This is a genomic window from Hymenobacter wooponensis (assembly GCF_004745865.1).
Classification (GTDB): Bacteria; Bacteroidota; Bacteroidia; order Cytophagales; family Hymenobacteraceae; genus Hymenobacter; species Hymenobacter wooponensis.
Map to the genome: position 1 here is coordinate 43,177 of NZ_SRKZ01000010.1, position 25,645 is coordinate 68,821.

22 protein-coding genes are annotated in these 25,645 nt (G+C 57.3%); 10 read left to right on the plus strand and 12 right to left on the minus strand.

Annotated features, from left to right (window positions below; translation table 11 throughout):
• Nucleotides 1-15: 15 nt before the first annotated feature.
• From EU557_RS24235 to EU557_RS24260, 6 genes are all read left to right on the plus strand, one after another.
• Complete coding sequence (locus EU557_RS24235; protein ID WP_135533031.1) at nucleotides 16-1,794, plus strand: OmpA family protein; 1,779 nt, start codon at nucleotides 16-18, stop codon at nucleotides 1,792-1,794.
• A 158-nt stretch (nucleotides 1,795-1,952) separates the two neighbouring features.
• A complete protein-coding gene (locus EU557_RS24240; RefSeq protein ID WP_135533032.1) occupies nucleotides 1,953-2,729 on the plus strand; it encodes an ABC transporter permease in 777 nt (258 codons plus the stop codon).
• Between the two features lie 206 nt (nucleotides 2,730-2,935).
• Nucleotides 2,936-3,757 (plus strand): ATP-binding cassette domain-containing protein, encoded by an 822-nt coding sequence (locus EU557_RS24245; protein WP_135533033.1) that lies wholly within the window; start codon nucleotides 2,936-2,938, stop codon nucleotides 3,755-3,757.
• A 122-nt stretch (nucleotides 3,758-3,879) separates the two neighbouring features.
• Entirely contained in the window at nucleotides 3,880-4,434 is a 555-nt protein-coding gene (locus EU557_RS24250; RefSeq protein ID WP_135533034.1) for a transposase, read from the plus strand.
• Nucleotides 4,435-4,525: 91 nt separating this feature from the next.
• A complete protein-coding gene (locus EU557_RS24255) occupies nucleotides 4,526-5,893 on the plus strand; it encodes a sigma-54-dependent transcriptional regulator (protein ID WP_135533035.1) in 1,368 nt (455 codons plus the stop codon).
• Between the two features lie 206 nt (nucleotides 5,894-6,099).
• The gene (locus EU557_RS24260) at nucleotides 6,100-7,869 is read left to right on the plus strand and encodes a HAMP domain-containing sensor histidine kinase (RefSeq protein WP_135533036.1); all 1,770 of its coding nucleotides are present in this window, start codon (nucleotides 6,100-6,102) and stop codon (nucleotides 7,867-7,869) included.
• A gap of 41 nt (nucleotides 7,870-7,910) precedes the next feature.
• Here the strand turns inward: EU557_RS24260 and EU557_RS24265 are convergent, their stop codons facing one another.
• A complete protein-coding gene (locus tag EU557_RS24265; protein ID WP_245326380.1) occupies nucleotides 7,911-9,338 on the minus strand; it encodes a DUF389 domain-containing protein in 1,428 nt (475 codons plus the stop codon).
• Between the two features lie 337 nt (nucleotides 9,339-9,675).
• On the opposite strand from EU557_RS24265, the gene leuS reads away from it, so the two are divergent.
• Entirely contained in the window at nucleotides 9,676-12,453 is a 2,778-nt protein-coding gene (leuS, locus tag EU557_RS24270) for a leucine--tRNA ligase (protein WP_135533038.1), read from the plus strand.
• Between the two features lie 96 nt (nucleotides 12,454-12,549).
• On the opposite strand, the gene EU557_RS24275 is transcribed toward leuS, so the two are convergent.
• The 5 genes from EU557_RS24275 to EU557_RS24290 all read right to left on the minus strand — a co-directional run bounded on the left by EU557_RS24275 (nucleotide 12,550) and on the right by EU557_RS24290 (nucleotide 18,365).
• The gene (locus EU557_RS24275; protein WP_135533079.1) at nucleotides 12,550-12,912 is read right to left on the minus strand and encodes an MmcQ/YjbR family DNA-binding protein; all 363 of its coding nucleotides are present in this window, start codon (nucleotides 12,910-12,912) and stop codon (nucleotides 12,550-12,552) included.
• Nucleotides 12,913-13,002: 90 nt separating this feature from the next.
• Nucleotides 13,003-13,179 (minus strand): DUF6728 family protein, encoded by a 177-nt coding sequence (locus tag EU557_RS25625; protein ID WP_167855347.1) that lies wholly within the window; start codon nucleotides 13,177-13,179, stop codon nucleotides 13,003-13,005.
• A 166-nt stretch (nucleotides 13,180-13,345) separates the two neighbouring features.
• Nucleotides 13,346-13,972 (minus strand): response regulator, encoded by a 627-nt coding sequence (locus tag EU557_RS24280; RefSeq protein ID WP_135533039.1) that lies wholly within the window; start codon nucleotides 13,970-13,972, stop codon nucleotides 13,346-13,348.
• The gene (locus EU557_RS24285; RefSeq protein ID WP_167855348.1) at nucleotides 13,969-15,963 is read right to left on the minus strand and encodes a tetratricopeptide repeat-containing sensor histidine kinase; all 1,995 of its coding nucleotides are present in this window, start codon (nucleotides 15,961-15,963) and stop codon (nucleotides 13,969-13,971) included. The genes EU557_RS24280 and EU557_RS24285 overlap by 4 nt, the downstream gene beginning before the upstream one ends.
• A gap of 635 nt (nucleotides 15,964-16,598) precedes the next feature.
• Nucleotides 16,599-18,365: an AMP-dependent synthetase/ligase gene (locus tag EU557_RS24290; protein ID WP_135533041.1), complete on the minus strand. Its 1,767-nt coding sequence runs from the start codon at nucleotides 18,363-18,365 to the stop codon at nucleotides 16,599-16,601.
• A 111-nt stretch (nucleotides 18,366-18,476) separates the two neighbouring features.
• Here EU557_RS24290 and EU557_RS25630 point away from each other — a divergent pair, with 111 nt between their 5' ends.
• Nucleotides 18,477-18,641, plus strand: coding sequence for a hypothetical protein (locus EU557_RS25630; RefSeq protein WP_167855349.1), 165 nt, complete (start codon nucleotides 18,477-18,479; stop codon nucleotides 18,639-18,641).
• Between the two features lie 91 nt (nucleotides 18,642-18,732).
• The gene (locus tag EU557_RS24295) at nucleotides 18,733-19,194 is read left to right on the plus strand and encodes a nuclear transport factor 2 family protein (protein WP_135533042.1); all 462 of its coding nucleotides are present in this window, start codon (nucleotides 18,733-18,735) and stop codon (nucleotides 19,192-19,194) included.
• Between the two features lie 12 nt (nucleotides 19,195-19,206).
• Here the strand turns inward: EU557_RS24295 and EU557_RS24300 are convergent, their stop codons facing one another.
• The 6 genes from EU557_RS24300 to ispG form a co-directional block, all read right to left on the minus strand.
• Nucleotides 19,207-19,527, minus strand: coding sequence for a DUF6984 family protein (locus EU557_RS24300; RefSeq protein WP_135533043.1), 321 nt, complete (start codon nucleotides 19,525-19,527; stop codon nucleotides 19,207-19,209).
• A gap of 97 nt (nucleotides 19,528-19,624) precedes the next feature.
• Nucleotides 19,625-20,365 (minus strand): glycosyltransferase, encoded by a 741-nt coding sequence (locus tag EU557_RS24305; RefSeq protein ID WP_167855350.1) that lies wholly within the window; start codon nucleotides 20,363-20,365, stop codon nucleotides 19,625-19,627.
• A 216-nt stretch (nucleotides 20,366-20,581) separates the two neighbouring features.
• Nucleotides 20,582-21,244 carry a Rossmann-fold NAD(P)-binding domain-containing protein gene (locus EU557_RS24310; RefSeq protein WP_135533045.1) on the minus strand — a complete coding sequence of 221 codons (663 nt, stop codon included), beginning with the start codon at nucleotides 21,242-21,244 and terminating at the stop codon, nucleotides 20,582-20,584.
• 32 nt (nucleotides 21,245-21,276) lie between these two features.
• Entirely contained in the window at nucleotides 21,277-21,654 is a 378-nt protein-coding gene (locus tag EU557_RS24315) for a hypothetical protein (RefSeq protein ID WP_135533046.1), read from the minus strand.
• 301 nt (nucleotides 21,655-21,955) lie between these two features.
• Nucleotides 21,956-22,207: a hypothetical protein gene (locus tag EU557_RS24320; RefSeq protein WP_135533047.1), complete on the minus strand. Its 252-nt coding sequence runs from the start codon at nucleotides 22,205-22,207 to the stop codon at nucleotides 21,956-21,958.
• A 449-nt stretch (nucleotides 22,208-22,656) separates the two neighbouring features.
• Complete coding sequence (gene ispG, locus EU557_RS24325; RefSeq protein WP_135533048.1) at nucleotides 22,657-24,723, minus strand: (E)-4-hydroxy-3-methylbut-2-enyl-diphosphate synthase; 2,067 nt, start codon at nucleotides 24,721-24,723, stop codon at nucleotides 22,657-22,659.
• Nucleotides 24,724-25,041: 318 nt separating this feature from the next.
• Between ispG and EU557_RS24330 the strand changes: the two genes are divergently transcribed.
• Complete coding sequence (locus EU557_RS24330) at nucleotides 25,042-25,530, plus strand: TlpA disulfide reductase family protein (RefSeq protein WP_135533049.1); 489 nt, start codon at nucleotides 25,042-25,044, stop codon at nucleotides 25,528-25,530.
• Nucleotides 25,531-25,645 lie beyond the last annotated feature (115 nt).

Below are 25,645 nucleotides of genomic sequence, written 5' to 3' on the forward strand. Positions count from 1 at the left end.
TTCCCTACACATATCATGACAACTCGCGGTAAAATTGTACTGGGTGCCCTCATTGTGGCGCTCCTGTACTTCGGCATCAACAAAGTGGTGTCGAGTGGTTTAGTCTTCAAAAAAGCGGCTACTGAATCGGTGCTGCTGAACTCTATTGAGCTGCCCACCGCTACGGCCGGGGCCCGCTCTACTACGGTGGTGCCGCTGGCCCCGCTGCCCGGCACAGTGGCGGTTGGTAAAGGCTCGCCCATTGTGTGGGAAGTAATGGCCTGGAACAGCCAGATGGCCGGGATGCTGGCCAACGGCGGCCCCCGCACCACCCAGGGCTCCAGCATGGCCGCCAACGGCCTAGATATGCAGATTGTGCGCCAGGACGACGTAGCCAAAATGCAGGCCGACCTGGTAAAAAACGCCCTAGATCTGCAGAACAACCCCGCCACCCCGGGCCTGCTGGTGAGCATTATGGGCGACGGGCTGCCGGCCTTCTCAGCGGTGCAGGCCCAGCTGGAAAAGGCAGGCACTGGCCTCCAGATCATCCCCTACAGCGTGGGCAAATCGTACGGCGAAGACAAGCTGATGGGCCCCAAGGAATGGCTTGATAAACCGAAAGCGGCCCTGGGCAAAACCATTGCCTGCTACCTGCGCGACGGCGACCAGAACATTGCCCTGAAGTGGTGCGCCGACAACGGCTTAAAAGTCAACCCCGACGAAACTACCTACGACCCCGAGGCCGTGAACTTCATGGCTGCCAACGACTTCCTGGCTGCCGCCGAGAAGTATATCATCGGCAAGCCCGAAGCCCGCACCAAAGTGGTAAACGGCAAAGACACCGGCGTGAAAGTAGACGTGGTGGCCGACGCCGTAGCCACCTGGACTCCCGGCGACGTGAACATTGCCAAGCAGAAAGGTGGCCTAGTGAACATTGTTTCCACGAAAGACTACTCGAACCAGATGCCCAATATTATGGTGACCACCAAGCGCTGGTACCAGGCCCACACCAAGGAGGTGGAAAGCCTGATTACGGCCCTGGCCGTAGCCGGCGACCAAGTGAAAGCCCACCCCGAAGCCCTGGAGCGCGCCGCCGATATCTCGGCCACCGTGTACGGCGACCGGGACAAGAACGGCGCCTACTGGCTGCGCTACTACAAGGGCGTGAGCGAAGCAGACCGCAACGGCGAGGTGGTGGAACTAGGCGGCAGCAAGGCCTTCAACTTCTCCGATAACCTGACCCTGTTTGGCCTGAACGAAGGCGGCACCAACATCTACGCCTCGGTGTACAAGACCTTCGGCGACGTGCAAAGCAAGCTCTACCCTAAGGAATTGCCCACCTATGAGCCCCTCGACAACATGCTGGACCTGACCGTGCTTCGCAAGCTGCAAGGCAAATACCAGGGCAAAACCCTGGCCCCTGCCGAAACCCAGCAGTTTGCCGCTGATGATGAAATCCGCCAGAGCGTAAGCCGCCGGGCCTGGAACATTGAGTTCAACACCGGCCAGAGCTCCTTCACCCCCGCCGCCGAACGTCAGCTCTCGAAGCTTTTTGATGACTTAGTAGTAGCTGGCAGCCTGAAAGTAGCCGTGCACGGCCACACCGATAACACCGGTGACCCGCAGCGCAACCAGCAGCTCTCCGAAGCCCGCGCCCTGGCCGTGGAGCAGTGGCTGGAGCAGAAAAGCGCCAGCGCCTTCCCCACCGGCCGCATCCAAGTGTACGCCCACGGCGCCACCGAGCCAGTAGCCCCCAACGATACCCCCCTCGGCAAAGCCCAGAACCGCCGCGTGGAAATCGTGCTCGGCAACTAATTCCAGCGTCGAGCCCCACTCCGGCACTATCTGTAACGTGACCTATCCTATCAGCTAATTCATAGTGAATCATTCCGCATAGCCACGAAGAAGTCCCGCACGTAGCGGGGCTTCTTCCGGCCGCGCGGTTCTCTTACCTCTCCTCACTCCCTCTCACCATGAAAGAGCTTTTTTCGCCGAATGCCCGGCCCCGCCGCGTGGTGTTTACCACCATGGTAGCGGCGCAAATCATGCTGCTGCTGTTGCTGTGGGCCTTTTACCCCATGCAGATGCTGCCTTCGCTGGGCGCAGTGCTGCGGGCCTTAAGCGAGCTGACCACCAGCCAAGGCCTGATTCCGGAGCTGTGGGCCAGCATGACGACGGCCCTGCAGTCGCTGGCCGTGGCTACTGGCCTAGCGCTGCTGATTTCCTACCTCACGGCGCTGCCTTTCTTCCGGCCCATTGCCTATGCGGCCTCCAAGATGCGCTACCTCACCCTCACGGGCCTCACGTTTTTCATGGCCATTCTGCTCAGCTCGGGCCATGAAGTGAAGCTCACGGTCCTGATTTTCGCCACCACGGTCTACCTCGTAACCGGCATGACCAGCGTGATACTCACCACCACGCAGGAGGAAATGGACCACGCCCGCACCTTGGGTATGAGCGAGTGGCGCAGCTTCTGGGAAGTAGTCGTGCTGGGCAAGCTAGACGATATGCTGGAGGTAGTGCGCCAGAACTTTGCCATAATCTGGACAATGATAACCCTGGTGGAAACGCTCTACCAATCAGAAGGCGGCATAGGCCTATTGCTTTACAAGCAAAACCGCTACCTCCACCTTGATGGCGTAGTAGCCATCCAGCTGGTCATCCTTGCCACCGGTGCCCTCCAGGACTACCTCTTCGGCCTACTCCGCCGCGTGTTCTTCCCCTATTCTGAGCTGACCACAGCGCGGTAATCAGGCACGAGCACGATGTAGAGACGCGACACTTCGCGTCTCGGCGTTGCTGAGGTTGTTTATCCTGCATCGTTCTAGGCCAGGCTTTCACGCCTTATCGTTCTGGCGCCGAGACGCGAAGTGTCGCGTCTCTACATCGTGCTCGTGTCAGCATAACCATTCCTCTTTCAAACTCACTACTTCACCAACTCACTACTTCACCGCTCATGACTCCCTATTTCTATAAAGCCCCGGTACTTACGCTGGAAGGCATTTCTATGACGTTTGAGGGCGAAGTCATTCTGCGCGACATCAACGCCCAGGTGCTCGACGTGTGCCGGCCCGACATGAACCAGGGGCAGGTGGTGGGCTTCTACGGCCGCTCGGGCATGGGTAAATCGGTGTTGTGCCGGATTCTGGCTGGCCTGATGGCCCCAACTACTGGCCGGGTGCTGGTAGGCGAGCAGCAGGAACCCGTAACGCCCGGCGCCGTTGGCTTCGTGCAGCAGCGTTACCCCCTGTTCAACCACCGCACCCTGCACGACAACCTGCTGGTAGCTGCCAGCCGCAAATACGCCCCCGAAGAAGCTCAGCAACAGACCGAAACTTACCTGGAGCGGTTCCAGCTCACGGCGCACCGTAAAAAGTACCCTGCCCACCTCTCCGGCGGCCAGCGCCAACGCGCCGCTATTGCTCAGCAGCTCCTCTGCTCCGACCACCTCATCTTGCTGGATGAGCCTTTCTCCGGCCTCGATGTGGCCATGATCGGCGAAGTGAAGAAGATCATCCTCGAAGTCACGACCATGGATGAGCTCAACACCGTCGTCATCGTCTCCCACGACATTGCCACCACCACCGCCCTCTGCGACCGGCTTTGGCTACTAGGCTACGAGCGGGACACCAACGGCCAACTCATCCCCGGTGCCACCATCACCGCGGACCACCAATACAACCTCGCGGAAATGGGCCTAGCCTGGCACGAAAACGTGGAAGCCGAACCAGAATTTGCTCGCTTTGTGGAGCATATTAAGGATGAAATCAGAATGTAGAGACGCGACACTTCGCGTCTCGGCGTTGAACAATTAATATTGCTATTAATCAAGAAAGACGCTCTAGGCCAGTAGTTCAACGCCGAGACGCGAAGTGTCGCGTCTCTACATTTGCAATTCTTATGGCCAATTTCTACCGTGACCAGTACCGCATTCCTTCGACTCGGCTTGCCGGCTATAATTATGGGCAAAGCGGAGCCTATTTCATTACGATATGCACCAAAAACCGACAACCATATTTTGGCACCTTAGAAGTACCGAATGGCAGTTGGGATAATGCTTTTTTGCGCTCTACTACCCTAGGTTTAAAGGCGGCAGAATGTTGGGCTGCAATTCCTCAGTTTGCCTCGTTTGTTCGGCTGGATGCGTTTATACTTATGCCGGATCACCTGCATGGTGTTCTCATTTTTGATAAAGAAGATAGCGCGCCACTCGCGTCTGATTATGATAACCGTTTCGGACCGCAATCCGGCAACCTGGCTTCCGTATTGCGAGGGTTCAAGTCAGCAGTAACCACCTATGCACGGCACCACGATCTGGAATTTCAATGGCAGGCTCGGTTTCACGATCGGGTGATTCGCAATGAAACTGAACTGGAAAAGATTCGCCATTATATCGTCACTAACCCAACCCGCTGGGAAAAGGAACATGATAATGGCGAGGGCCTTTATCGCTGAGTCCATGATTTGACCAATGAACGATGTAGAGACGCGACACTTCGCGTCTCTACATCGTGCTACTTTTGCCCCGTACCTACTTATCACCACGATGCCTACCGGAACACTCCTACTCATTGATGACGAACCGCGCTTGCGCCAACTGCTGGCGCGGGTGCTGGAGCTGGAGGGCTACACCATTCTGCAGGCGCCCGATGCCCGTCGTGGCCTGGAGTTGCTGGAGCAGCACGCGGAGGAGGTGTTGGTGGTAATATCTGACGTGAAGCTGCCCGACGCCAACGGCGTGGAGCTTCTGCCCCGCCTCAAGGCCAAATCTCCCGACTGCGAAATCATCCTGCTAACCGCGTTCGGCACCATTGCCGATGGCGTGAAGGCTATGAAGCAGGGCGCCTTCGACTACCTGACCAAGGGCGACTTCGAGCAGCAGCTGGTAGTGGTGGTAGATCGGGCCGCGGAGAAGTCGAGGCTGCGGCGGCGGGTGACGGAGCTGGAGCGCCGCGTAGGCCATCGCCACAGCTTTAGCTCCATGATTGGCAGCTCCCCGGCCCTACGTCGGGCCCAGAGCCTGGGCGAGCAGGTAGCGGCCACTGATAGCACCGTGCTGCTGGAGGGGCCTACGGGCTCGGGCAAGGAGCTGTTTGCGCAGGCCATTCATGAGGCCTCGCCGCGGAAGCTGAAGTCGTTTGTGGCGGTGAACTGCAGCGCGTTTCCGCGGGAGCTGCTGGAATCGGAGCTGTTTGGGTACAAGAAGGGTGCCTTTACCGGCGCCCTCACTGATAAGCGTGGGCTGCTGGAAGAAGCCAACGGCGGCACCTTGTTTCTGGATGAGATTGGGGAGCTGGAGCTGAATGTGCAGGCCAAGTTTCTGCGGGTACTTGAGCTGCAGCAGTTCACCAAGCTCGGCGACACCAAGCCCACCAACGTGAACGTGCGCCTGGTGGCGGCCACCAACCGCAACCTCAAGCACGAAGCCACGGAAGGCCGCTTCCGCCCCGATTTGTACTACCGTCTGTCGGTTTTCACCATCAATGTGCCGCCGCTCAAAGACCGGGCGACGGACGTTCCGGCCCTGGCTGATTTCTTCCTGCAGTACTTCGCGGCCAAGCTGAGCAAGCGCCTGCCGGGCCTGGAAGACGAGTGCCTGCGCCTGTTGCAGCGCTACGAGTGGCCTGGCAACGTGCGGGAGCTAAAAAACGTGCTGGAGCGCGCCGCCATCCTCGCCCCCGCCGACCAGCCCCTGTCCGCCGCCTATCTCCCCGACGAGTTCCACGCCCTGCTCGCGCCGGCCACTACTGGCACCCCCAGCCCCGACGACTGCACCCTGCGCGCCGTGGAGGCCCGCCACATTCAGCAGCAGCTCCACAAAGCCCAGGGCAACAAAACCGAAGCCGCCCGCCAGCTCGGCATCGGCCTCACCACCCTCTACCGCAAACTCCAGGAGTACGGCCTACAGGCCTAGAAAACAGTTCTGCTGGCGGTACCCAATGTAGAGACGCGTATTCGCGTCTCAATCGTTGCTGAGGTTGTTTACCACGCTTCATTCTAGGCCACTTGTGCAACGTGTTTCGTTCTGGCGCCGAGACGCGAATACGCGTCTCTACATTGGGTACCATTCTCGCCTCCTGTTCCCTACCTCGCGGTCTTGCCACACATGGCACTTTCATCATGACCTTAAAAAACAAAATCCGCGCTAGTTTAATAGCTATGCTGCTGTTGCTGCTAGGCCTAGGGAGTTACGCTTTTCTGACCATTCAGCGGCTGGAACACGACGCCCACGCCTTGCAGCAGGCCAACTTGGCTTCTGTGGAATACGGCGTGACTATGCTCAGTGCAGTGGAAAGGCTGGAAGATGCGCCTACTGCCTCGGCGCTTCTGGCGGACTTCCGGCGCGCCCTCACCCGCGAAACGGCCAACATCACGGAGCCGGGCGAACTGGCCGCCGTCGACCAGCTTGCCCAACACCTAACCGACTATCAGCGCCTCGTGGACGCGCGGGCTCCCGCTACTGAGTTAGCCCCAGCGCTACGCCGGCTTCGCACCAGCACCCAGCGCATTATCAGCCTGAACACGCGCTCCTTCAATACGCACACCCAACGAGCCGCCGCCTATGCACGCCATGCGCGGCGCACCGTGCTCAATTTTATCGGGCTGAGTGTGCTGGTAGCTCTCGTGCTGGTTATCCGTATGCCCAAGGAAGTGCTGCGGCCTCTCCGCCGCCTTCGGGCCGATGTGGAGGAGGTGGCCAGCCCGGGCCCCGCCACCCAGGTTCCCATCACCAAAAACGATGAAGTGGGGGCCGTAGCCCTGGCACTGAACCGGGCCTTTGGGTACATGCAAGACCAGCGCAGCGCCACCCGCGTAGCCCTGGCCACCGAGCGCAGCCGCCTGGAAAGCCTGGTGGAGCACCTCGATGAAGGCCTGCTCCTGCTGGATGAAACGCAGTGTGTGCTGCTCGCCAACCCCACGGCCCGGGCCTTGCTGGGCCGCTCCGCTGCCGAGCTGGTAGGCCACCAGGCGGAGGATCTGAGCCGAGAATCGGACCTGTTGCGGGAGCTGTTCCGGCCCTTGCTTGAGGGTCAGTCGGGCGATGAAACGAGTCAGTCGCCGGTGCTTACCTTTCAGCACAATGGCGAGGAAGTGTACTACCGCCTCTCCCTCAATCACATTGTTTCCTTCAATTCTGAAGCCGGCCACACCGAGTTTGCGGGCCACATCCTGTCCCTGCGCAACGTATCGGACTTCAAGAAGCTCGACCAGGTAAAGTCGAATTTCCTGGCTACAGTGTCGCACGAGCTGAAAACCCCGCTAGCCAGTATCAACCTCAGCCTGATGCTGTTGCAGAACGAGCGCACCGACCCCGAGGAGCGCCTGCGCATCGCCGACGGCATTCGGGAGGAAACCCAGCGCCTGCTGGGTATGGTAGGCCAGTTGATTGACGTATCGAGGCTGGATGCGGGGGCCGGCATCCGGCTGGATGTACAGCCCGTGACGCTGGCCCAGGTAGTGGCATATGCCACCGATACCGTGCAGGCCCAACTCGACGACAAGGAGCTCCGCCTGGAAACCGACCTGCCCACTGGCCTACCCGCCGCCCGCGCCGACGTAGAAAAAACCACCTGGGTACTCATCAACCTGCTGGCCAATGCTATCCGGTACTCGCCCCGTGGTTCGGCCGTGACGGTGCGCGCCACCCAGCATCAGGAGCAGCTAGAGGTGAGCGTGCAGGACTACGGCCCAGGCATCTCCACCGAGTACCATGAGCGAATTTTTCAGCGGTTTGCGGAGGTACCCAACCCGGCCGGCCATAAAGGCGGCTCTGGCCTGGGCCTCAGTATCTCCCGCGAGTTTATCTCAGTACAAGGTGGCCGCTTGTGGGTTGAAAGTGAACCCGGCGCGGGCAGCCGCTTCCTGTTTACGCTGCCGGTGGCAGGATAGACTAGAGCCTTGTCGACTTGCTGGCTCGTGCAGAAGCGGCCTTATTGCTTTGGAAAACCTACGGCTTTTTCTGGTACGCGGGGCGGCAATGGAGGTAGTTTGCGCACTGCAGCCGGTGGCAGTACCAATAGCTCTATCTGGGAGCGGTTAGTGCGGGCTTGCAGCCACTTCACTATCCGCTCCCGCTCGGGGTCGGGCACCGGCGTTCGTGCCTCCACACTCACAACCAGCACCGTATCGGCGGGCAGAGAGTCTGGCTGTACAGCGGGGCGCACCAGTTGCGCCAGCGCCAACCGGCGCACCCCTGGGTGCTCCACCTGTACTTCGCGCAGCATAGCTTCGGGCGTAGGCAGCGCCGTTTTGGCGGTGGCTACCAACTGCTGCAAGTTCGCTATTTCAGCCTCAGACTGAAGTTGGGACTGGTTTTGCCGGGCTCGCACATCTTCCAGCAGGTTTTGACGCAGCGCTTGAGCATCGAGCGAGTCGTAGGCCTGCAGGCCCTGGCGAACGGTGAGCGTAGTGGGCACCAGCCGGTACTTAGCCAACTGCCGGTGGGCCGCTGCCAAACGTGCTGAATCTACCGTGGGGCCCATGAGCAGCACGTTAATAGACCTACTGCGCGCATTGATTTGCCGGGTAATTACGTAGGTGCCAGGGAAGTCAAGCTGCTCTTTCACGAAGTCTTCGGCGGCATGCTCGTACACGGAGCGTTGTACAATCCGGTAACCTAGCCACACGCTGGGGGCTGCCACCACAACAGCTGCCGCCAGCATCAGCCGACGCACGCGCACCGCGTGTTTTTCATTTTGAAATTGATGTGGTGGCAGACGCAAGAAGCGCATTACCAGAAAAGAGGCCAACGTGATAAACACGCAGTTGATGGAGAACAGGTAGAAAGCGCCCAGCGCATACTGCCAGTGCCCAGAGGCTAGCCCGTACCCGGTGGTACACAGTGGCGGCATCAGGGCCGTGGCAATGGCTACGCCAGGAATAACGTTGCTTTTTTCGCGGCGCGTGAGGCCTACTGCTCCCGCAAGGCCACCAAACAAGGCAATGAGCACATCCCAGATGGTAGGCTCAGTACGGGCCAGCAGTTCCGATTGCGCTCCTTCCAAGGGGGTTAGCAGGAAGTAAATCGTTGACGTAATTAGGCTGATAATAATGGCTAGGCCTAGGCTCTTGATGGCCCGGCGTAATAGGTCGGGGTTATTGGTGGCGGCACTGTAGCCCAACGTAACAAGTGGACCCATCAGCGGCGAAATCAGCATGGCCCCGATGATAACGGCCGTAGAATTCACGTTCAGCCCCACCGAAGCAATCAGGATGGCGAAAATCAGCACCCATAGATTGGTACCCCGGAAAGAGGTGCTGGATTCTACGCTCTCCTCGATTACCCCCGGATCGGCGGTGTCTTCGAGCAAATCAAAACGATGGCGCAGAAAGTGCAGCAAGAAGGTGAGGTAACGCAAAAGCAGCAGAATTAGGGTGGAGTGCTAATTGCTTACGGCGGAGCTTGGCCAGTGTTAACCTGAATAATGCCCTCAGTTAGCACGCGCTTTAGATACGCTAAGTATTGCGTCTCCTGATTGAACGACTGGCCTAGCTCGATGCAGGATTAGCACTACCAATACGGGATGAGAAGCCAAGCGTGGCATATCTACATTGCTCCAGTGAAGAGCTAGGCTCCGCGCTGCTTGCTGGAACAGTAATTTACCACGCCTACAACCTACCAATTACAAAAAAGCCCGGCTGCGGCTGTTTTTCCGTAATTTCGCCCGTTCCGAATCATCGTACCATCGACTGCCCATGCCCGGCTACCATCCCCAGGATATCGAGAAGAAGTGGCAAGCCCACTGGAAAGAGCACAACACCTTCATGGCCGATAACGCCTCCGAGAAGCCCAAATACTACGTGCTAGACATGTTCCCGTACCCCAGCGGCGCGGGCTTGCACGTAGGCCACCCCCTCGGTTACATTGCCTCTGATATTGTAACGCGCTATAAGCGCCTGCAGGGCTTTAATGTGCTGCACCCCATGGGTTTCGACTCGTTTGGCCTCCCCGCCGAGCAGTACGCCATCCAGACCGGCCAGCACCCCGAAAAAACCACCCGCGAAAACATTGCCCGCTACATCGAACAGCTTAGCTCCCTGGGCTTTAGCTACGATTGGAGCCGCGAAGTGCGCACCTCCGATCCCAGCTACTACAAGTGGACGCAGTGGATCTTCCTGAAGTTGTTCAATAGCTGGTACAACCTCGACACCGACCGCGCTGAGCCGCTGAAAACCCTGCTCGACAAGTTTGCCGAGAACGGCAGCCAGGGCGTGCGCGCCGCCGGCGATGAAGAGGAGCGCCACGATTTCACGGCCGGCCAGTGGCAGATGATGAGCGAGAAGCAGCGCCTGCAAGCCGTGCACCCCTACCGACTCGCCTACCAGTCAGACACCTACGTGAACTGGTGCGCTGGCTTGGGCACGGTGCTCTCCAACGATGAGGTAAAAGACGGCCTCTCTGAGCGCGGAGGGTTCCCCGTGGAACGTCGGTTGATGCCGCAGTGGAACCTGCGCATTACCGCCTACGCCGACCGTCTCCTCCAGGGCCTTGATACCATTGACTGGCCCGAGGCGGTGAAGGAAATGCAGCGCAACTGGATTGGCAAGTCAATTGGGGCTGAAGTGACCTTCTCGGTGCAGGGCCACGAAAGCGCCCAGATCAAGGTGTACACCACCCGCGTGGATACTATTTACGGCGCCACCTTCCTGGTGCTGGCACCTGAGCATGAACTAGTAGCGGAGCTGACCACGCCCGAGCAGAAGGAAGCCATTCAGGAGTATATCGACGCCACCAAGCGCCGCTCGGAGCGCGACCGGATGGCCGATACCAAAACCGTTTCGGGGGCTTTCACCGGCAGCTACGGCATCAACCCCTTCAGTGGTGAGCCTATCCAGATCTGGATTGCCGACTACGTGCTGGCCGGTTACGGCACCGGCGCAGTGATGGCCGTACCCTCCGGCGACCAGCGCGACTACGTGTTTGCCAAGCACTTCAACCTGCCCATTGTGCAGGTGGTAGATCAGCAGCAGATTGAGGAACAGGCCGACCCGACCAAGGAGGGCATCTATTTGCACGGCTTGATTGAGGGCATGGGCTATAAAGAAGCCACCCAAACCCTGATTCAGCAGCTCGAAGAGCGTGGCATTGGCAAGGGCAAAACCAACTTCCGCATCCGCGACGCCATCTTCGGCCGCCAGCGCTACTGGGGTGAGCCCATCCCGATTTACTACAAGGACGGAGTGGCCTACGGTGTAGCCGAAGCCGACCTGCCCCTGGTGCTCCCGGAAATCGACGAGTACAAGCCCACCGAAACCGGCGAGCCGCCCCTGGGCCGCGCCAAGGACTGGAAGTACAAAGGCCAGTACGACTACGAGCTGAGCACCATGCCCGGCTGGGCTGGTTCCTCGTGGTACTACCTGCGCTACATGGACCCTCAGAATAACGAGCGTTTCGTAGGCCAGGATGCCGAGCAGTATTGGCAGAATGTCGACCTATATCTCGGTGGTGCAGAGCACGCTACGGGTCACCTCCTCTACTCCCGCTTCTGGCACCTCTTCCTCAAAGATCTAGGCCTGGCAACCGCTAATGAGCCCTTCCAAAAGCTCATCAACCAGGGTATGATCTTAGGCCGCTCGAACTTCGTGTACCGCATCAACGGCACCAACACCTTCGTTACGGCGGGCAAGAAAGACCAGCACGAAACCACTGCTCTTCATGCCGACGTGAACATCGTGGAGAATGATGTGCTGGATGTGGAAGCCTTCAAGAACTGGCGCGAGGAATATGCCAACGCCGAGTTCATCCTCGAAGACAATGGCACCTATGTGTGCGGTGTTGAAGTCGAGAAGATGTCGAAGTCGAAGTACAACGTAGTGAACCCCGATACGCTCATTGAGAAGTTTGGGGCCGATGCGTTGCGTTTGTACGAGATGTTCCTGGGGCCGCTGGAGCAGTTCAAGCCTTGGAACACCAACGGCATGAGCGGCGTGGCGGGCTTCCTCAAGAAGCTCTGGCGCCTCTACCACCCTCAGGATGGCGACTTCGCCGTGACCGACGAGGCGGGTAAGCCAGCTGAGCTTAAGGCTCTGCACAAGGCCATTCGGAAGGTAGAAGAGGACATTGAGAAGTTCTCGTTCAACACCACCGTTAGCGCCCTGATGATTACGGTGAATGAGCTAACGGCCCTGAACACGCACAACCGCGCTATTCTGGAGCCGCTGGTAGTCTTAGTTTCGCCCTACGCTCCGCACTTGGCGGAGGAGTTGTGGCAGAAGCTGGGCCACGAGGCCGGCAGCATTAGCTCGGCGGGCTACCCCGAGTTTAAGGAGGAATACTTGGTAGAAGACACCGTGAACTACCCGGTGGCCATCAACGGCAAGGTGCGCGAGCAGCTGCAGTTCCCGGCCACTGCCACCGCCGCCGAAATTGAAGCTGCTGTGCGCGCTACCGATATTCTGGCCCGCTTCGCCGAAGGCAAAGAGGCTAAGAAAATCATTGTAGTGCCCGGCCGTATGGTGAACGTGGTAGTGTAAGTGGCCTAGGCCAGTTATATACACAAAAAGGCCCGCTGGATTACTCCAGCGGGCCTTTTTGTGTACAGTACTATTGTCAGCGCTTGGCGGTTGTGGCTACTCCTGCTCGGCTGCTGCCAGTTCTTCCCGCTGTTTGCGGGGCAGCGATGCCCGCACTAAGTCGTAGGAATGATCAATCAACTCTCGGAGCTGGCCTAGGGGAGCCCCCGTACCGATTAGCACGGTGTTCCAATGCTTCTTGTTCATATGGTAGCCAGGCAGCACGTACTCGTGCTGCTCCCGTAGCTCTACGGCGCGCTCTGGGTCGCACTTCAGGTTGATGCTCCCGAAGGTCTCAATATCGGTGAGGGCAAACACTTTGCCACCTACTTTAAATACCAGGGTATCGGGGCCGAAGGGAGTTTCTTCGGTAACGCCGGCTTTCAGCAGACAGTAGTCGCGGAAATCTTCAATGTTCATATAGCCCAAAGCGCCCATCTCAGCCAATGACCAAGGTGGGCGCATAGTATGTGTAAGCGGAGAAACTTCAGGAGAGAGCTAACCTACCTACTAGCGAATAAACCAGCGGTAGAGCAGCACAATGAAACCAACCAGGAACATGCTCATGGAGAGCTTGTTGATGAAGTGCATCGTGCGCAGGTTGAAGTTAGTTTTACGGTTTGGATCATTCTTGCGGAAGAAATACCCGAAAACTGGACCGAAATCGAAAAGATCTTTAGTGCGCATGGTATTGTGGCTTATGGTATGCTAAGATAACACCTCGAAGGGCAGAATGATTTAGTCAGAACCTAAAAAGATCAATATTTTACTATGCTATTGATCAAGCAGTTAGCGCCTAAATTTATGGGTTAAATGTAGGTCCTTAGCCAAGCTATACCGCTTGCATCTGGCTTTAAATCAGCTGATACTGAGCGGCGAGCTTGATGAGAGAAGCGGTGTTGCTGACCCCAAATTTGGTGATAATATTCCGGCGATGCGTTTCCACGGTAAGAGCGCTCAGAAAGAGCTTCTCGGCAATATCGTGGCTGGTTAGGCCGTCGGCAATGAGGGCCAGCACTTCCTTTTCGCGTCGGGTCAGAACGGGGATTTCGGGGGCGGCGGGCGTGGGTTGGAGCAACAGCTCCTGCACTTCGTCGCTGAAGTATTTCTTGCCGGCGTGCACTCGCGTGATGGCCTCAGCTAGCTCCTCGGGGGAGGCATTTTTGAGCACGTAGCCCGCCGCGCCGTTCTGCATCATGCGCGTAACGTAGCTCTTCTCGTTGAGGGTGGTGAGGGCCAGCACGCGCAGCGTAGGGTACGCTTGGGTTAGCTGCAGGCATAAGTCAACGCCGTTTTGGTCGGGCAGGTTGATGTCGAGAAGCAGTACATCGGGCACGTGGGCCTGCAGGGCGGTGAGCACCTCGGCGGCCGTGGTGCAGGTGCCGGTTACTGCCACAAACTCCAGTGGTTCCAGCAACACCCGCAGGCCTTCCAGCACCATGCGGTGGTCGTCCACGAGCATCACGTCGATGGGTTTCATAGGCTATGATCTTGATTTTGGGCGGGAATGGTGGTAGTGGGTGCCAAACTGAATTCCAGCGTTACGGAGGTGCCCTGCCCCGGCCCCGACTGAATATCGAGATGGGCGTTGAGGTAGCTGGCACGCGACTGAATGCTGCGGAGGCCTACGCCCGCGCGGGCCGCTGCAGGCTGAAAGCCCCGGCCATCGTCTTCCACTACCAGCTGCAGCTGGGTATCGTGGCGCATGAGCTGCACAATTACGGAGCGGGCTTGCGCATGGCGAATTACATTGGTGAGCAGCTCCTGAGCAATGCGGAATACCACTACTTCGGTGCGTTGGTCCAGGCGTTCGTCTAGGCCATGCACCTGGAATTGTACTTGCAAGGCCCCGGTTTGCTGGGTAGCATCGCAGACATCGCGCAGGGCCTGCACCAGCCCAAACCGGAGCAGCGTTTCGGGCATCATGTTGCGGGCCACTCGGCGCAGCTCACTAATGGAGCTGTCAAGGTGCTCAACGGACTGCGTGAAAAAGCGCGCTGATTCGTCGGGCAGCACTACCCTTCCGCCCAAGGCCCCGAGGTAGAGCCGCACGGTGGAGAGCATACCGCCTAAGCCATCGTGCAAGTCGCGGGCTAGGCGGCTGCGTTCTTCCTCTTGGCCCTGCAGCATAGCCTCGGTTTTCAGCAGTACCTTTTCCTGCTCTAGTTGCTGAATCTGCTGGCGCTGCAGCTCTTGGCGCTGGCGGATGAGCCGCTGCCGATGCCGAACCAATACTAGGCCTAGGCCACCTACCACGGTTAAGGCCGCTACTAGCCCCAGGTACAAGGCGTTTAGCTGGCGCTGCTGGGCCAATTCGTGCTGCTGCACGGCCTGCTCCCGACGCAAGCTGATTAGCTCTTGCGCTTGTTGCTGGGTTCGGTATTTGGTCTCCAAGGTGTTCACCCGAGCCCGAACGGCGGCATTGGTCAGTGTGTCGTGCAGCGCTTGAATGCGCTTTTGATAGCGCAGGGCCTGCAGCCAATCGGTGGCGCGCTCTTCTAAAGCAGCCAAGGCCTCTAGATTACTGAGCTGCTGCTGCGGGTCGCCAAGCTCTTCTGCCAGGGCCATGCTGCGCTGCATACGCGCCCGAGCTTCGGCCAGGTTCCCGGCCTGCTCGTCTACCTGGCCTAGCCCAAAGAGCAGCTTAGCCTGATAGCCTACCGCACCCTTGCGAGAAGCAAATTCCAGAGCCTGTTTAAATGCCTGCCGGGCCGCCTGCAACTCCCCTTGCTGTAAATAGTACTGGCCTAGCGTGCCATAATACTCGCCCGTATACAACTCCGCCTGCGGCATGAGGCGGCGTGCTTGGCTCAGCTGTACCCAGGCACTATCAAGTTGGCGGTTTTGCAGATGCAGGCCGGCCAGCTGCAGATACACCGGCACCAAGGAAGGTTGCGGTCTGGCTGGGAGGCGCACGGCTACTGCCCGCCGCCAGTAGCGGGCCGCTTCTTTCGGTTGGTTTAGCACCAGAAAGCTGTTGCCGAGGTTGCCGTAAACTGTTTGCAGCGTGACATCGTCGCGTAGGCGCAGCAGGTACGTGCTGGCCCGGAGGTACTGCTGCACTGCTTGCTGGTACTGGCCTAGGCGGTCGTACACGTTGCCTTGGTTATTGGCCAGGGCGGCCAGCAGTTTGAGGTGGCGCGTGGAGGGCTGCCGCTGATATAGGTTCTCCGCCAGCACCAGCGCCCGGCCGTAATAGCGGGCGGCCAGGGCGTTGTCGTTGCGGATGTTGGCTAGGGTGCCCAGCTGCATATAGGCGTGCGCCTGCCCGTAGAGGAAGTGCGCCGCAGTACTCACTTGCAGCCCCTGCCGAGCGTACTGCCCCGCCTGAGCGGTGTCGGAGGCGGTGCTGGCAATTGAAAGGCGCACGGCTACCTTGGCCCGCTGGGTATCGGAAGTGGCGGTTTGCAGCTGGTGTAGCAGGCTATCGGGCACTAGTTGCGCAGTGGCAGTACTCGTTAGCAGCCACATGCCAAGCAGCAGGAGCCCATGCAAGGCACGCGAGCGGGCCCGGACAGCAACAGCGCATAAAGGGAAAGACAGCAGCAACACGTAGCAAACTTGCTCAGGATTTTGCACTAAAAAGCCACCTCGACAGAAATTACTGGTTTCCTGGTAGAGGCAATTACTGCTTTCCCGCGATTTCCTGGTATCGGGCGCTCTACCACCTTTGTGTCAGTTATGTTTCCCACCGGGAAAGCGTCTATTGCTAGTCGACTGTTCTTCTATGTTACTGCTATGAAAAAGCCCCCGCTTACGTCCTAACGGAATAATGTGGGGGCTTTTCTCTTGTTATTTAAACCGGCACTGGCCTAGAGCGTGAACAGGCGGCACGTAGAACGCCATGTTGAATGGAGGCGAAGCATCTCACATGCTTGTGTAAGCACGTCATCTAGAGCAGAGCGAAAGATCTTATCAGGTTTGAACGACTGGCCTAGCATCTCGTGCTGCAGTGAGAAGATCCATTGCTCTGCTCTAGATAACGTGCTAGTGTGCTGAGTTACCACTGTACCGTCAGCCCGCGAGATTTCTCGACAGGACAGACGCCAGTAGCTACTTGTAGCTCATAGTTATGTACCTGGCCTAGCACGCTTGCGCGGCAATTGCTAGCGGTAGAACTCCTCGATGCGCTGCTGGTTGTTTTGGGCAATAATTTTGCGCTTCACCTTCATGGTGGGCGTAAGCTCGCCCGATTCTACGCTCCAGAGCACTGGCAGCAATGATACCTTCTTGATCTGTTCCCACTGGGCAAAAGCCGCGTTGGCACGCTGCACAAGCTCCTCGTAGAGCTGCTGCACCTGGGCGTGGGCCGCCAGGGCCGCATCGGATAAGTCGGTGGGGATGCCGCGGTTTTTGGCCCAGGCTCGCAGCTCCTCAAAAGCTGGCACCAGCAAAGCCGCCGCAAACTTCTGCCCCTCCCCAACTACCATGCACTGCTCCACCAGCGGCGACTCCGCCAGTTTCGATTCCAGGGGTTGCGGGGCCACGTATTTGCCGTTGGAAGTTTTAAACATTTCCTTCTTGCGGTCGGTGATTTTCAGAAACTTACCCTGCACAAATTCTCCGATATCGCCGGTGTGCATCCACCCATCGGCGTCAATAACCTCGGCGGTCAAATCGGGGCGGTTGTAGTAGCCCTGCATCACGGAGGGCGAGCGAGTCAGGATTTCACCGTCGGCGGCCAGCTTCACTTCCACGCCGGGTATTACCGGGCCCACGGCCCCAATGAGGTTGCCGCTAGCTTCGGGCTGGCTGGCCGCAATTACCGGCGAGGTTTCCGTCATGCCGTAGCCCTCCATCACCCGAATACCAGCCGCCCAGAACACCCGCGCCAGGCGAGGCTGCAGGGCGCCGCCCCCGCTCACAATGTAGTGCACCTGCCCGCCCATCGCCTCACGCCACTTACTGAAGATAAGCTTATTAGCCAGGGCCAACTGCGTATTGTACAAGAACCCTTGGTCTTGCTGGGTATCGTAGCGGAGGCCTAGGTCGAGGGCCCAGAAGAACAGCTTTTTCTTCACGCCCGTCAGAGTCTTGCCTTTCGCCACAATCTTGTCGTAGATCTTTTCCAGCAGGCGCGGCACGGTGGTAAACACCTGAGGCTGCACCTCGCGTAGGTTGTCGGCGATGCGCTCCACGCTTTCGGCATACCACACGCTGAACCCCAGCAGCAGATACAGGAAGGTGGCGGTGCGCTCAAAAATATGGCTCAGCGGCAGGAAGCTCAGGGCTTTCTGCCCAGCAGGCAATGGCAGATACCCGGTAAGGTTGCGGCAGTTGTGCAGAATATTTTCGTGGCTAAGCATTACCCCCTTGGGCCGCCCCGTGGTGCCCGAGGTGTAAATCAGGGTCAGTAGGTCGTCGGGCTGCACGGCCGCTTTTAGCTCCTCCAGGCCAGCAGCGTCCGCGGCCTGGCCTAGCGCCAGCAGCTCCTCGAAAGACTGAACGCCCGCTAGCTTATCAAAGGTGAAGATAAATTCTGGCCCTTCCGTAAGGCCCGATACGGCCTCTTGCACCCGGTTTAGCAGCTTCTGGTTTTCTACTAGCACTACTTGCACGCCGGCATCCTGGAAGATGTGGCGGTAGTCTTCCACCGTAATGGTGGGGTACATGGGCACGCTCACGGCCCCTAGTTGAGCAATTCCGAAGTCAGCAATTACCCACTCCGGGCGGTTGGCGGAAATGATGGCCACTTTGTCGCCGCGCCCGATACCCAAGCTCCGCAGGCCCAGGCTAACCTGCTGGCTGAGCTCCTGCACCCGTTGGGCACTCAGAGGCTGCCAGGTGCCTGCTTTTTTCTCCACCAGGCAATCAGCAGTGGGGTTGAGAGATACCAAATGGGTGAGCAGATCGAAGGTGCGGCGGATTTCCATGGGAGCGTAACAAAGGGCAGTGGCAAACAGATCAGTTGCCACCGCAAAAATAGCCCCTATTAGCGTCTGACGCGGGCCTAGGTCATAATTTTACCGGGTAACGCTGGCTACTTGGCACCTACTCTACCAGCGCCATCCAGGACACGCGCCATCCAGGCCCGCAACCCCGCCGGCGACTCTACTCTGATTCGGTTTCTGCTAACGTGCGACCTGAACGACACCCCTAGCACTCACTACGCCTATTCTAACGTGGGGTATCTGGGGTTCGTCTGCTAGGCCACTATAGCCGGTGCCATAGGAGTATTGCAACTTCTGCCAGCGTTGCGTTACCTTTTCGCCGAGCACGGATTATAGGCTCGCCCTCATCATGAAGAAACTTCTCCTCTCCTGCTTGCTGCTGACGGCCACGAGCGCTGCATTCGCCCAAACTGCACCCGCCGCTGAAACGGAAGCCGTCAAGAAAACAATACAGTCGTTTTTCGAGGGCATGCGCAAGGGCGACAGCACCCTAGTGCGGACCACGTTAGCTCCTGGGGCAGTATTCCACACGATCAGTACTCGAAACGGTCAAACCCAACTGCGCCCCGAGAACCCTTCGGCCTTTGTGAAGCAGGTGGGTACCCCGCACAAAGAGGTGTATGATGAGCGCATCACCTTCGACAAAGTTCTGATTGACGCTAATCTGGCGAGTGTCTGGACGCCGTACGAGTTTTACCTGGGCAACACCTTCAGCCACTGCGGCTATAACTCCTTCCAACTTGTGAAGCTGACCGATGGCTGGAAAATAGCCCACATCATCGACACCCGCCGCAAAGAAAAGTGTAAGTAGGCCATGACGGCTTTAGAAGGCCGGGATACGCTGCAGGGGCGAGTCGTCAACCTTCCAGCTATCCAGCTCAAACAGCTCGCCATCGGCGTCAGCATACAAAGAGGCCAGCACGGCTACGCCATCGGCATCGGTGTACCATGTGGTGGCCAGCAGGTGGCCTAGGCGCCGGTTCTGCTTGCCGCTTACAAACTGCAGGCTGCCCATCCCACCATCCTCCAGCTCCTCGACCCGGGCGGTGGGCAGGCCTGCCAGCAGGCGCTCGGCTTCCGGCTTGCCCCGAAGCATATACAGCAGCAACCCAAGCTCGGGGAGTGTTAGCAGACGAGTAGTCATGGCCACGGAGCCACTTCCATTGATACCGGAAGCAACACCTATGCTTACGGCTTTGGGGCGCCAAAGTAAATGGGAAGCCTCACCTGCGATACTCGCCCTACTTAAACCGGGCCAGCAGAATTTTTAGGAAGCTGCCACTTTCGGTGAGCAGTATTCTAGGGTTCAGCTGGGAGAAGATGATGCCGGGCTTAAGCCGTACGGGCACGGCCTTTACGCGGAGGTTAGCGGCGGGCCGAGAAGCCAGGAAAATGAACTCCAGATCGAACAGATAACGGTCAATCTGCCCGCGCAAAAATACCTCCCGCCCCCGCTGGTTGAAGCCCTTGAGCCCACACTGGGTATCCGACACGGCCAGCCCCAGCAGAAAGCGCGTGCTGCGGCGGAGCGCTTTGGAGATAAATACCCGGCCCGCCGGCACGTGGGCGTAGTAGGCCTCATCGCGGGTACCTACGGCCACGTCGCACTGCCCGGTGCGCAGGGCCTCATACACGTTGGCTACGCTGGGCTCCTCGTACGGAAAGTCAATGTCGGTGAACAAACAGATTGGCTCCTTTACGTGCTCCATGCCAGTGCGTAGCGCGTATCCCTTGCCCCGGTTGATGGGGTACGTGAGGTAGGTGAAGTGCGGCAGGCGCTCCTGCAGGAACTTTACATCGGCGGCCGTCACGGCGGCACTACCATCATTGATGACGTACAGGTGCACTGGCGCTACCTCAGCAGGAAGCAGGGCCTGCAACCGTTCCAGACTTTCCAGAATATTGGTAGTCCAGTGGGCGGGTGGGTTGTAGCAGGGCAATACCAGCGCTACTGGCGCAATAAGGTCAGGCGTCTGACTCAAACGAGGGAAAACTAGGAGCGGAAAATTCTGACAAATATCCGCTAATTGTTTCAGCTACCGATGAGCCTGACGGAAAACCTGGCGAGTAAGCGGCAGAATGTTTCGCCAGCTTTCCTTCCGACCGCGGCAAGGTATCTAGAGTAATGGATCAGAGGGCTAACCTAGATTCCTTGTTTTGGTCGGAACGGTACTGGTGGTAAATGCGGGAATACTGGCCTAGCGCTTTCCCAGCAGTACGATATCGGGTACTTCCAGCACCTTCCGCAAATAGCCGCGCTGCGCTACACGAATCATTGCCTGGCCTAGCTCCGTGAGCGTTGAGGCATAATTAGGCGTAACAGTCCGCAACACCGGGAACAGCCAACCAAAATACTTGTAGTACGACAACACGTGCTGCTGACCTGGGGTAGCGCGCAGAAAGCCCGGCCGAAACATATAGGCATCCTGGAAGCCCAGTTTCAGCAAGGTATTCTCCGTTTCGCCCTTTACACGCGCCCACATTTGGCGGCTTTTCAGGGTGCCATCGGTGCCCGCGCCCGACACGTAGCAGAACGTGAGGGCGGGGTTGCGGGGCAGCAGCGTTTGGGCGAAGTGCAGGGTGAGGTCGTAGGTCAGGCGGCGGTACTCCGGCTCCTTCATTCCCACCGACGACACGCCCAAGCAGAAAAAGCAGGCGTTGTAGCCCGTGAGATGGTCGGCAATGGGTGCCAGGTTCTGAAAGTCGCTGTGCAGGATTTCCCGCAGCTTGGGGTGCGAGATGCCGCTGGGCTTGCGGCTAATGGACAGTACCTCTTCCACCTCAGAGTGGCCTAGGCACTCAAGTAGTACTCCCTCTCCCACCATCCCAGTGGCTCCGGTTACGATTACGCGTAGTTTCATGGAGAAGTAGACGGATGAGCGGCGCGGATGTTTTAAGCCTTTGTCTCAAACGTGTTACCGACCAAACTTAGCCGATTGCATTTTTCGCACTCTATTTTTAATGGAGCAAGATGGTCAATGAATAAATTGACGATGTAGGTTGTGCCATCCTCTGAGGCTGGTTGCTTTATACAGCTAAATTCATCTATCCGTAAACCTAAACTAGTGTATTTTTTTCCTGCCAGAATAGTATCTATTACAGCTTGAACTTGTTGAATGTCCTTTTCATTTTTTATGCCAGAGATAATTAGCTGCCACCACCCTACTTTCTTATCTACTTGTCTTTCCCAAATAATAACTTCCAGTCGGCCTCTTGTAGCATCAAACTTAAATCGATCTATAACGGCATCATGTAATGAATTAGTCACCATATACTCAATAATACTCGCATAAGCACTCTTACAGTCACCGCACCCATTTGGTTTCTACCCCATTTTTCAGAAATGAAATTTAGTTTAAGTCACTTGAGTAGGCCACTGAATTTATATCCTTAGCCCAATCAATTACCTGATACGTTCCATTATCCAGATTCAGTTCGACTAACATTTCTCTGCGGGGCCTAACGTATCCATCGGTTACGGAGATGAAAAGAAGCTTCCTATCGGCATACGCTATTAATTCAGGCGGCCAGCCCCCTCGCTTAGGATCAGGATAATCTGCCTTATCTGTTGTTTACTGCCCGGGTTTAAAAACATATATGGCACCAGTACCATACAAAACTACCTTGTAATCAGCAAGCTGGATATAATCTATGGGAATATATTGTCGACTTGGATTTGCAACTGAATCGAAAGAAATACCTCGTCTTGGATAATCCAAGTAAATCCAGCCGCGCTGTGCTACAAATTCAGTTTGGATTCGAGTTTGTGCAAATGCATTAACACTACTTATTACTAATATTAAACATTTTACGATAATTTTCATATATTAATATATAATTTATTAATAAGGCTCTAATGTTAATTTATTAATACATTTAGCATAAAAAACATTAGAGGTGAAAAATTTATGAAAAAATTTTTATATAATCCGATTTATATTGCCCTTCAGCAAGCAGGATTTTAATTACCAATATCACAAAATATATAGCACTAATTAAGAGAGCAAACATTACGAGTGCGCCGTTGGCAGCTCCACATGAATTTGGATAGGCACTTGCACCTGGAGTAAACCAATTAACTAGTAATGCCCACTGAAAAAAATACAGGCCTACAAAAACAAAAGAGAGCATGTGCCGGCCCACCATATCCAAAAGCTTAGAATTTGCTAGTTGTGTGGGTATTTATCCGCGAAAAGCAGCGAGGTAACCTTATTAATCCTTCCTTTGGAATAGATCAACATGGTTACCTCACTGCTTTTTATACCTATAGGATCTACCCTATCACCGGCTCCTCTAAAAACACAGGCTCAATCCACTTGCCATCCTCGCGCATGAGGTCGATGAGCTGGTCTACGGCTTGTTCTTCGGGTACAGACTTCTTGATGACCTCCTGGCCTCGGTAGAGGGCAATTTTGCCTTTGCCCACGCCCACGTAGCCGTAGTCGGCGTCGGCCATTTCGCCGGGGCCGTTCACAATACAGCCCATAATGCCGATTTTCACGCCCTTGAGGTGGTCGGTGCGCTTACGGATCATGGCGGTGGTTTCTTGGAGGTCGAACAGGGTACGGCCGCAGCTGGGGCAGCTGATATACTCCGTTTTGGACATGCGCGTGCGGGCCGCCTGCAGAATCCCGAAGCTGAGCTGATTGAGCTGGTCGAGGGTCTGGAGCCACTCCTCCTTGCTACGCTCGGGCAGCAGCTCGGTGCTCAGTACCACCCCGTCGCCGAGGCCATCGAGCAGGAGGCCTCCCACGTCGGTGGCGGCGTAAAGCTGCGTTTGCTCGGGCGTGAGCACGGGGTACTGGCGATTAATGATAACCGGGTTGGTTATCTTCTTGTCAATCAGCCGGAAGAAGGCCCGCCGGATTTCCGGCATAGCGTGGGCGTTATCGGTAGAAAGAATGAGCACGGCCGTAGGGTCGGCGTGGAGCAGGCCTAGCGCTTCTTCCGTCAATGAAGCCAGATTATGAAACACGAAGTTTAGCTCCGGGTGCCGCGCCTCCGAGGTGGCAAACTCCGCCGCCATGAAGGCTGGGAAGTGGTCAGAGCGCTGGCCGCCATCCACCCAGGCGGAGAAGTCCACTACTTCCTTCAAGCCATTGGGCAGCATGAACGGAATTGGGCGCTGGCCCGAGTACACGTAGTCGGCCCCCAGATCATTCATCTGGAACTTGTCGAGGAAGGCTGAGTACAGGTGGCCTACAGCGCGTAAGTCGGCGTACTCCAGGCCGGGCAGGCGCGAGAGGTCAGCCATTACGCGGGGCACGTTCTGCCCGCCCAGGTTCAGCACCTCGCGGGTGGCGCGGCGGTGGTACTGGAAGGGGTCAATCGGCGACAGATCAGCATCGGCCGTTACTACCGCGGCGGTTTCCGACTGGCCTAGGGCTGCGTTGTTAACCACAGCGGCCGTAAAATCAGCGGCTAGCGGGGCAATAGGCTTGGCTTCAGCGGCGCGGTTGGTGTACCGGTCGATGAGGGCCTTAGCAACGGGGGCTTCGGCTTCGGGGGCTTCGGTGAGTGACACGCGCACGGTGTCGCCGAGGCCGTCTTCCAGCAGCGTGCCAATGCCCACGGCGCTCTTGATGCGGCCGTCTTCGGCTTCACCGGCCTCCGTTACGCCCAGGTGCAGCGGGTAGGGCTGCAGGCCTTCTTCGTCCAGCTTTTGCACCAGCAGGCGGTAGGCCTGTACCATTACCTGGGTGTTGCTGGCTTTCATGCTCAGCACCACATCGTAGTAGTTCTCCTCCTCGCAGAGGCGCAAAAACTCCAGCGCCGATTCCACCATGCCCAGCGGAGTGTCGCCGTAGCGGCTCAGAATCCGGTCGGACAGGGAGCCGTGGTTGGTGCCGATGCGCATGGCGGTGCCGTACTGCTTGCAGATCTGAACCAACGGCCGGAACCGCTCCCGAATGCGTTCCACCTCGGCGGCGTAGGTAGCATCGGTGTATTCAATAATGTCGAACTTCTTCTTGTCGGCGTAGTTGCCGGGGTTCACACGCACTTTCTCCACGATGCGGGCGGCCAGTTCGGCGGCGTTGGGTGTGAAGTGAATGTCGGCAATGAGAGGCACGTTGCAGCCGCGCTTGCGCAGCTCCTTCTTGATTTCCAGCAGGTTCTGGGCCTCCTTCACGCTGGGCGCCGTGATGCGCACGTACTCGCAGCCCGCTTCCACCATGCGCAGCGTCTGCTCCACTGAGCCCAGCGTGTCCATAGTGTCCACGGTGGTCATGCTCTGCACCCGAATGGGGTTGAGCCCACCCATGGGCAGGTCGCCAATCTTCACTTCGCGGCTGAGACGGCGCTTATACTCGGTGAGGCTGGGGCAATACGTTTTATTCATAACCCAAAGGGGAGCGTTTTTCAGAAGAGTAACAAAGGTAACGGAAGGTTTGTGCGCAACATACGTACCACGCGCCGTAGTGCCGGTGTTATATCTTGTTAACATAAAAACGAGGTAGAGACGCAATATTTTGCCTTTCGGCGCGTGCTGAGGCTGCTCACCCTGCTATTCTAGGCCAGTCGCTTAGATGTAATCATTCAACAAGGAGACTCCAACAATTGCGTCTCTACCCATTCCCAAGCCAGCCGCTGAGCCCCCTTCGCAACTTATGACCAGTTGTTGCTGTCTTTAGCACACCTACTTTCCTTCTCTCCTAACATGAAGCAATTGAAATTCCTTGCGCTGGCGGCGGCCCTCCTGTTTGCTCTGCCTGGCCTAGCACAACAAGTCACGGTCATAAAGCTGCCGGAGCTGCAGAAGCGCCTAAGCCGCCAGAACGATACCACCTACGTGGTCAACTTCTGGGCTACCTGGTGCGCCCCCTGTGTGAAAGAGCTACCTCATTTCGATCAGCTCAGCACCACCTACGCCAAGCAAAAGGTAAAAGTGCTGCTGGTGAGCATGGACTACGCTTCTCAGCTCGACAAAAAAGTAAAGCCCTTCGTGCAGAAGCGGGGCCTGAAGTCGGAAGTGGTGCTGCTGAATGAGCCCGACCCGAACTCCTGGATGGATAAGGTGGATTCTAAATGGACGGGGGCCTTGCCCTTTACCATCATTGTGAACAAAGCCCGCAACATGCGCACTACCTTCGAGCAAGAACTCACCGCCGAGGAGTTGAACAAGCAGGTTCAAGCCTTTGTAAAGTAGCGGGCATTTCGTAACATACTGTTATTCTGACAAGAGGGAGAAAGCTGCGTTACTCTCCTGACGATTAGCCCAGGTTCCTCCTTCATCGGAAGGATACTTCTTCACTCATCCACTT

Coding starts and splice junctions, on each gene's coding strand:
- EU557_RS24250 (WP_135533034.1), top strand. CDS start 3,880: ATGGCCAATTTCTACCGTGACCAGTACCGCATTCCTTCGACTCGGCTT.
- EU557_RS24295 (WP_135533042.1), top strand. CDS start 18,733: ATGAAGAAACTTCTCCTCTCCTGCTTGCTGCTGACGGCCACGAGCGCT.
- leuS (WP_135533038.1), top strand. CDS start 9,676: ATGCCCGGCTACCATCCCCAGGATATCGAGAAGAAGTGGCAAGCCCAC.
- EU557_RS24280 (WP_135533039.1), bottom strand. CDS start 13,972: ATGAAACCCATCGACGTGATGCTCGTGGACGACCACCGCATGGTGCTG.
- EU557_RS24285 (WP_167855348.1), bottom strand. CDS start 15,963: ATGTGGCTGCTAACGAGTACTGCCACTGCGCAACTAGTGCCCGATAGC.
- EU557_RS24320 (WP_135533047.1), bottom strand. CDS start 22,207: ATGAAAATTATCGTAAAATGTTTAATATTAGTAATAAGTAGTGTTAAT.
- EU557_RS24235 (WP_135533031.1), top strand. CDS start 16: ATGACAACTCGCGGTAAAATTGTACTGGGTGCCCTCATTGTGGCGCTC.
- EU557_RS24245 (WP_135533033.1), top strand. CDS start 2,936: ATGACTCCCTATTTCTATAAAGCCCCGGTACTTACGCTGGAAGGCATT.
- EU557_RS24330 (WP_135533049.1), top strand. CDS start 25,042: ATGAAGCAATTGAAATTCCTTGCGCTGGCGGCGGCCCTCCTGTTTGCT.
- EU557_RS24260 (WP_135533036.1), top strand. CDS start 6,100: ATGACCTTAAAAAACAAAATCCGCGCTAGTTTAATAGCTATGCTGCTG.
- ispG (WP_135533048.1), bottom strand. CDS start 24,723: ATGAATAAAACGTATTGCCCCAGCCTCACCGAGTATAAGCGCCGTCTC.
- EU557_RS25625 (WP_167855347.1), bottom strand. CDS start 13,179: ATGCGCACTAAAGATCTTTTCGATTTCGGTCCAGTTTTCGGGTATTTC.
- EU557_RS24240 (WP_135533032.1), top strand. CDS start 1,953: ATGAAAGAGCTTTTTTCGCCGAATGCCCGGCCCCGCCGCGTGGTGTTT.
- EU557_RS24310 (WP_135533045.1), bottom strand. CDS start 21,244: ATGAAACTACGCGTAATCGTAACCGGAGCCACTGGGATGGTGGGAGAG.
- EU557_RS24290 (WP_135533041.1), bottom strand. CDS start 18,365: ATGGAAATCCGCCGCACCTTCGATCTGCTCACCCATTTGGTATCTCTC.
- EU557_RS24275 (WP_135533079.1), bottom strand. CDS start 12,912: ATGAACATTGAAGATTTCCGCGACTACTGTCTGCTGAAAGCCGGCGTT.
- EU557_RS24300 (WP_135533043.1), bottom strand. CDS start 19,527: ATGACTACTCGTCTGCTAACACTCCCCGAGCTTGGGTTGCTGCTGTAT.
- EU557_RS24315 (WP_135533046.1), bottom strand. CDS start 21,654: ATGGTGACTAATTCATTACATGATGCCGTTATAGATCGATTTAAGTTT.
- EU557_RS24255 (WP_135533035.1), top strand. CDS start 4,526: ATGCCTACCGGAACACTCCTACTCATTGATGACGAACCGCGCTTGCGC.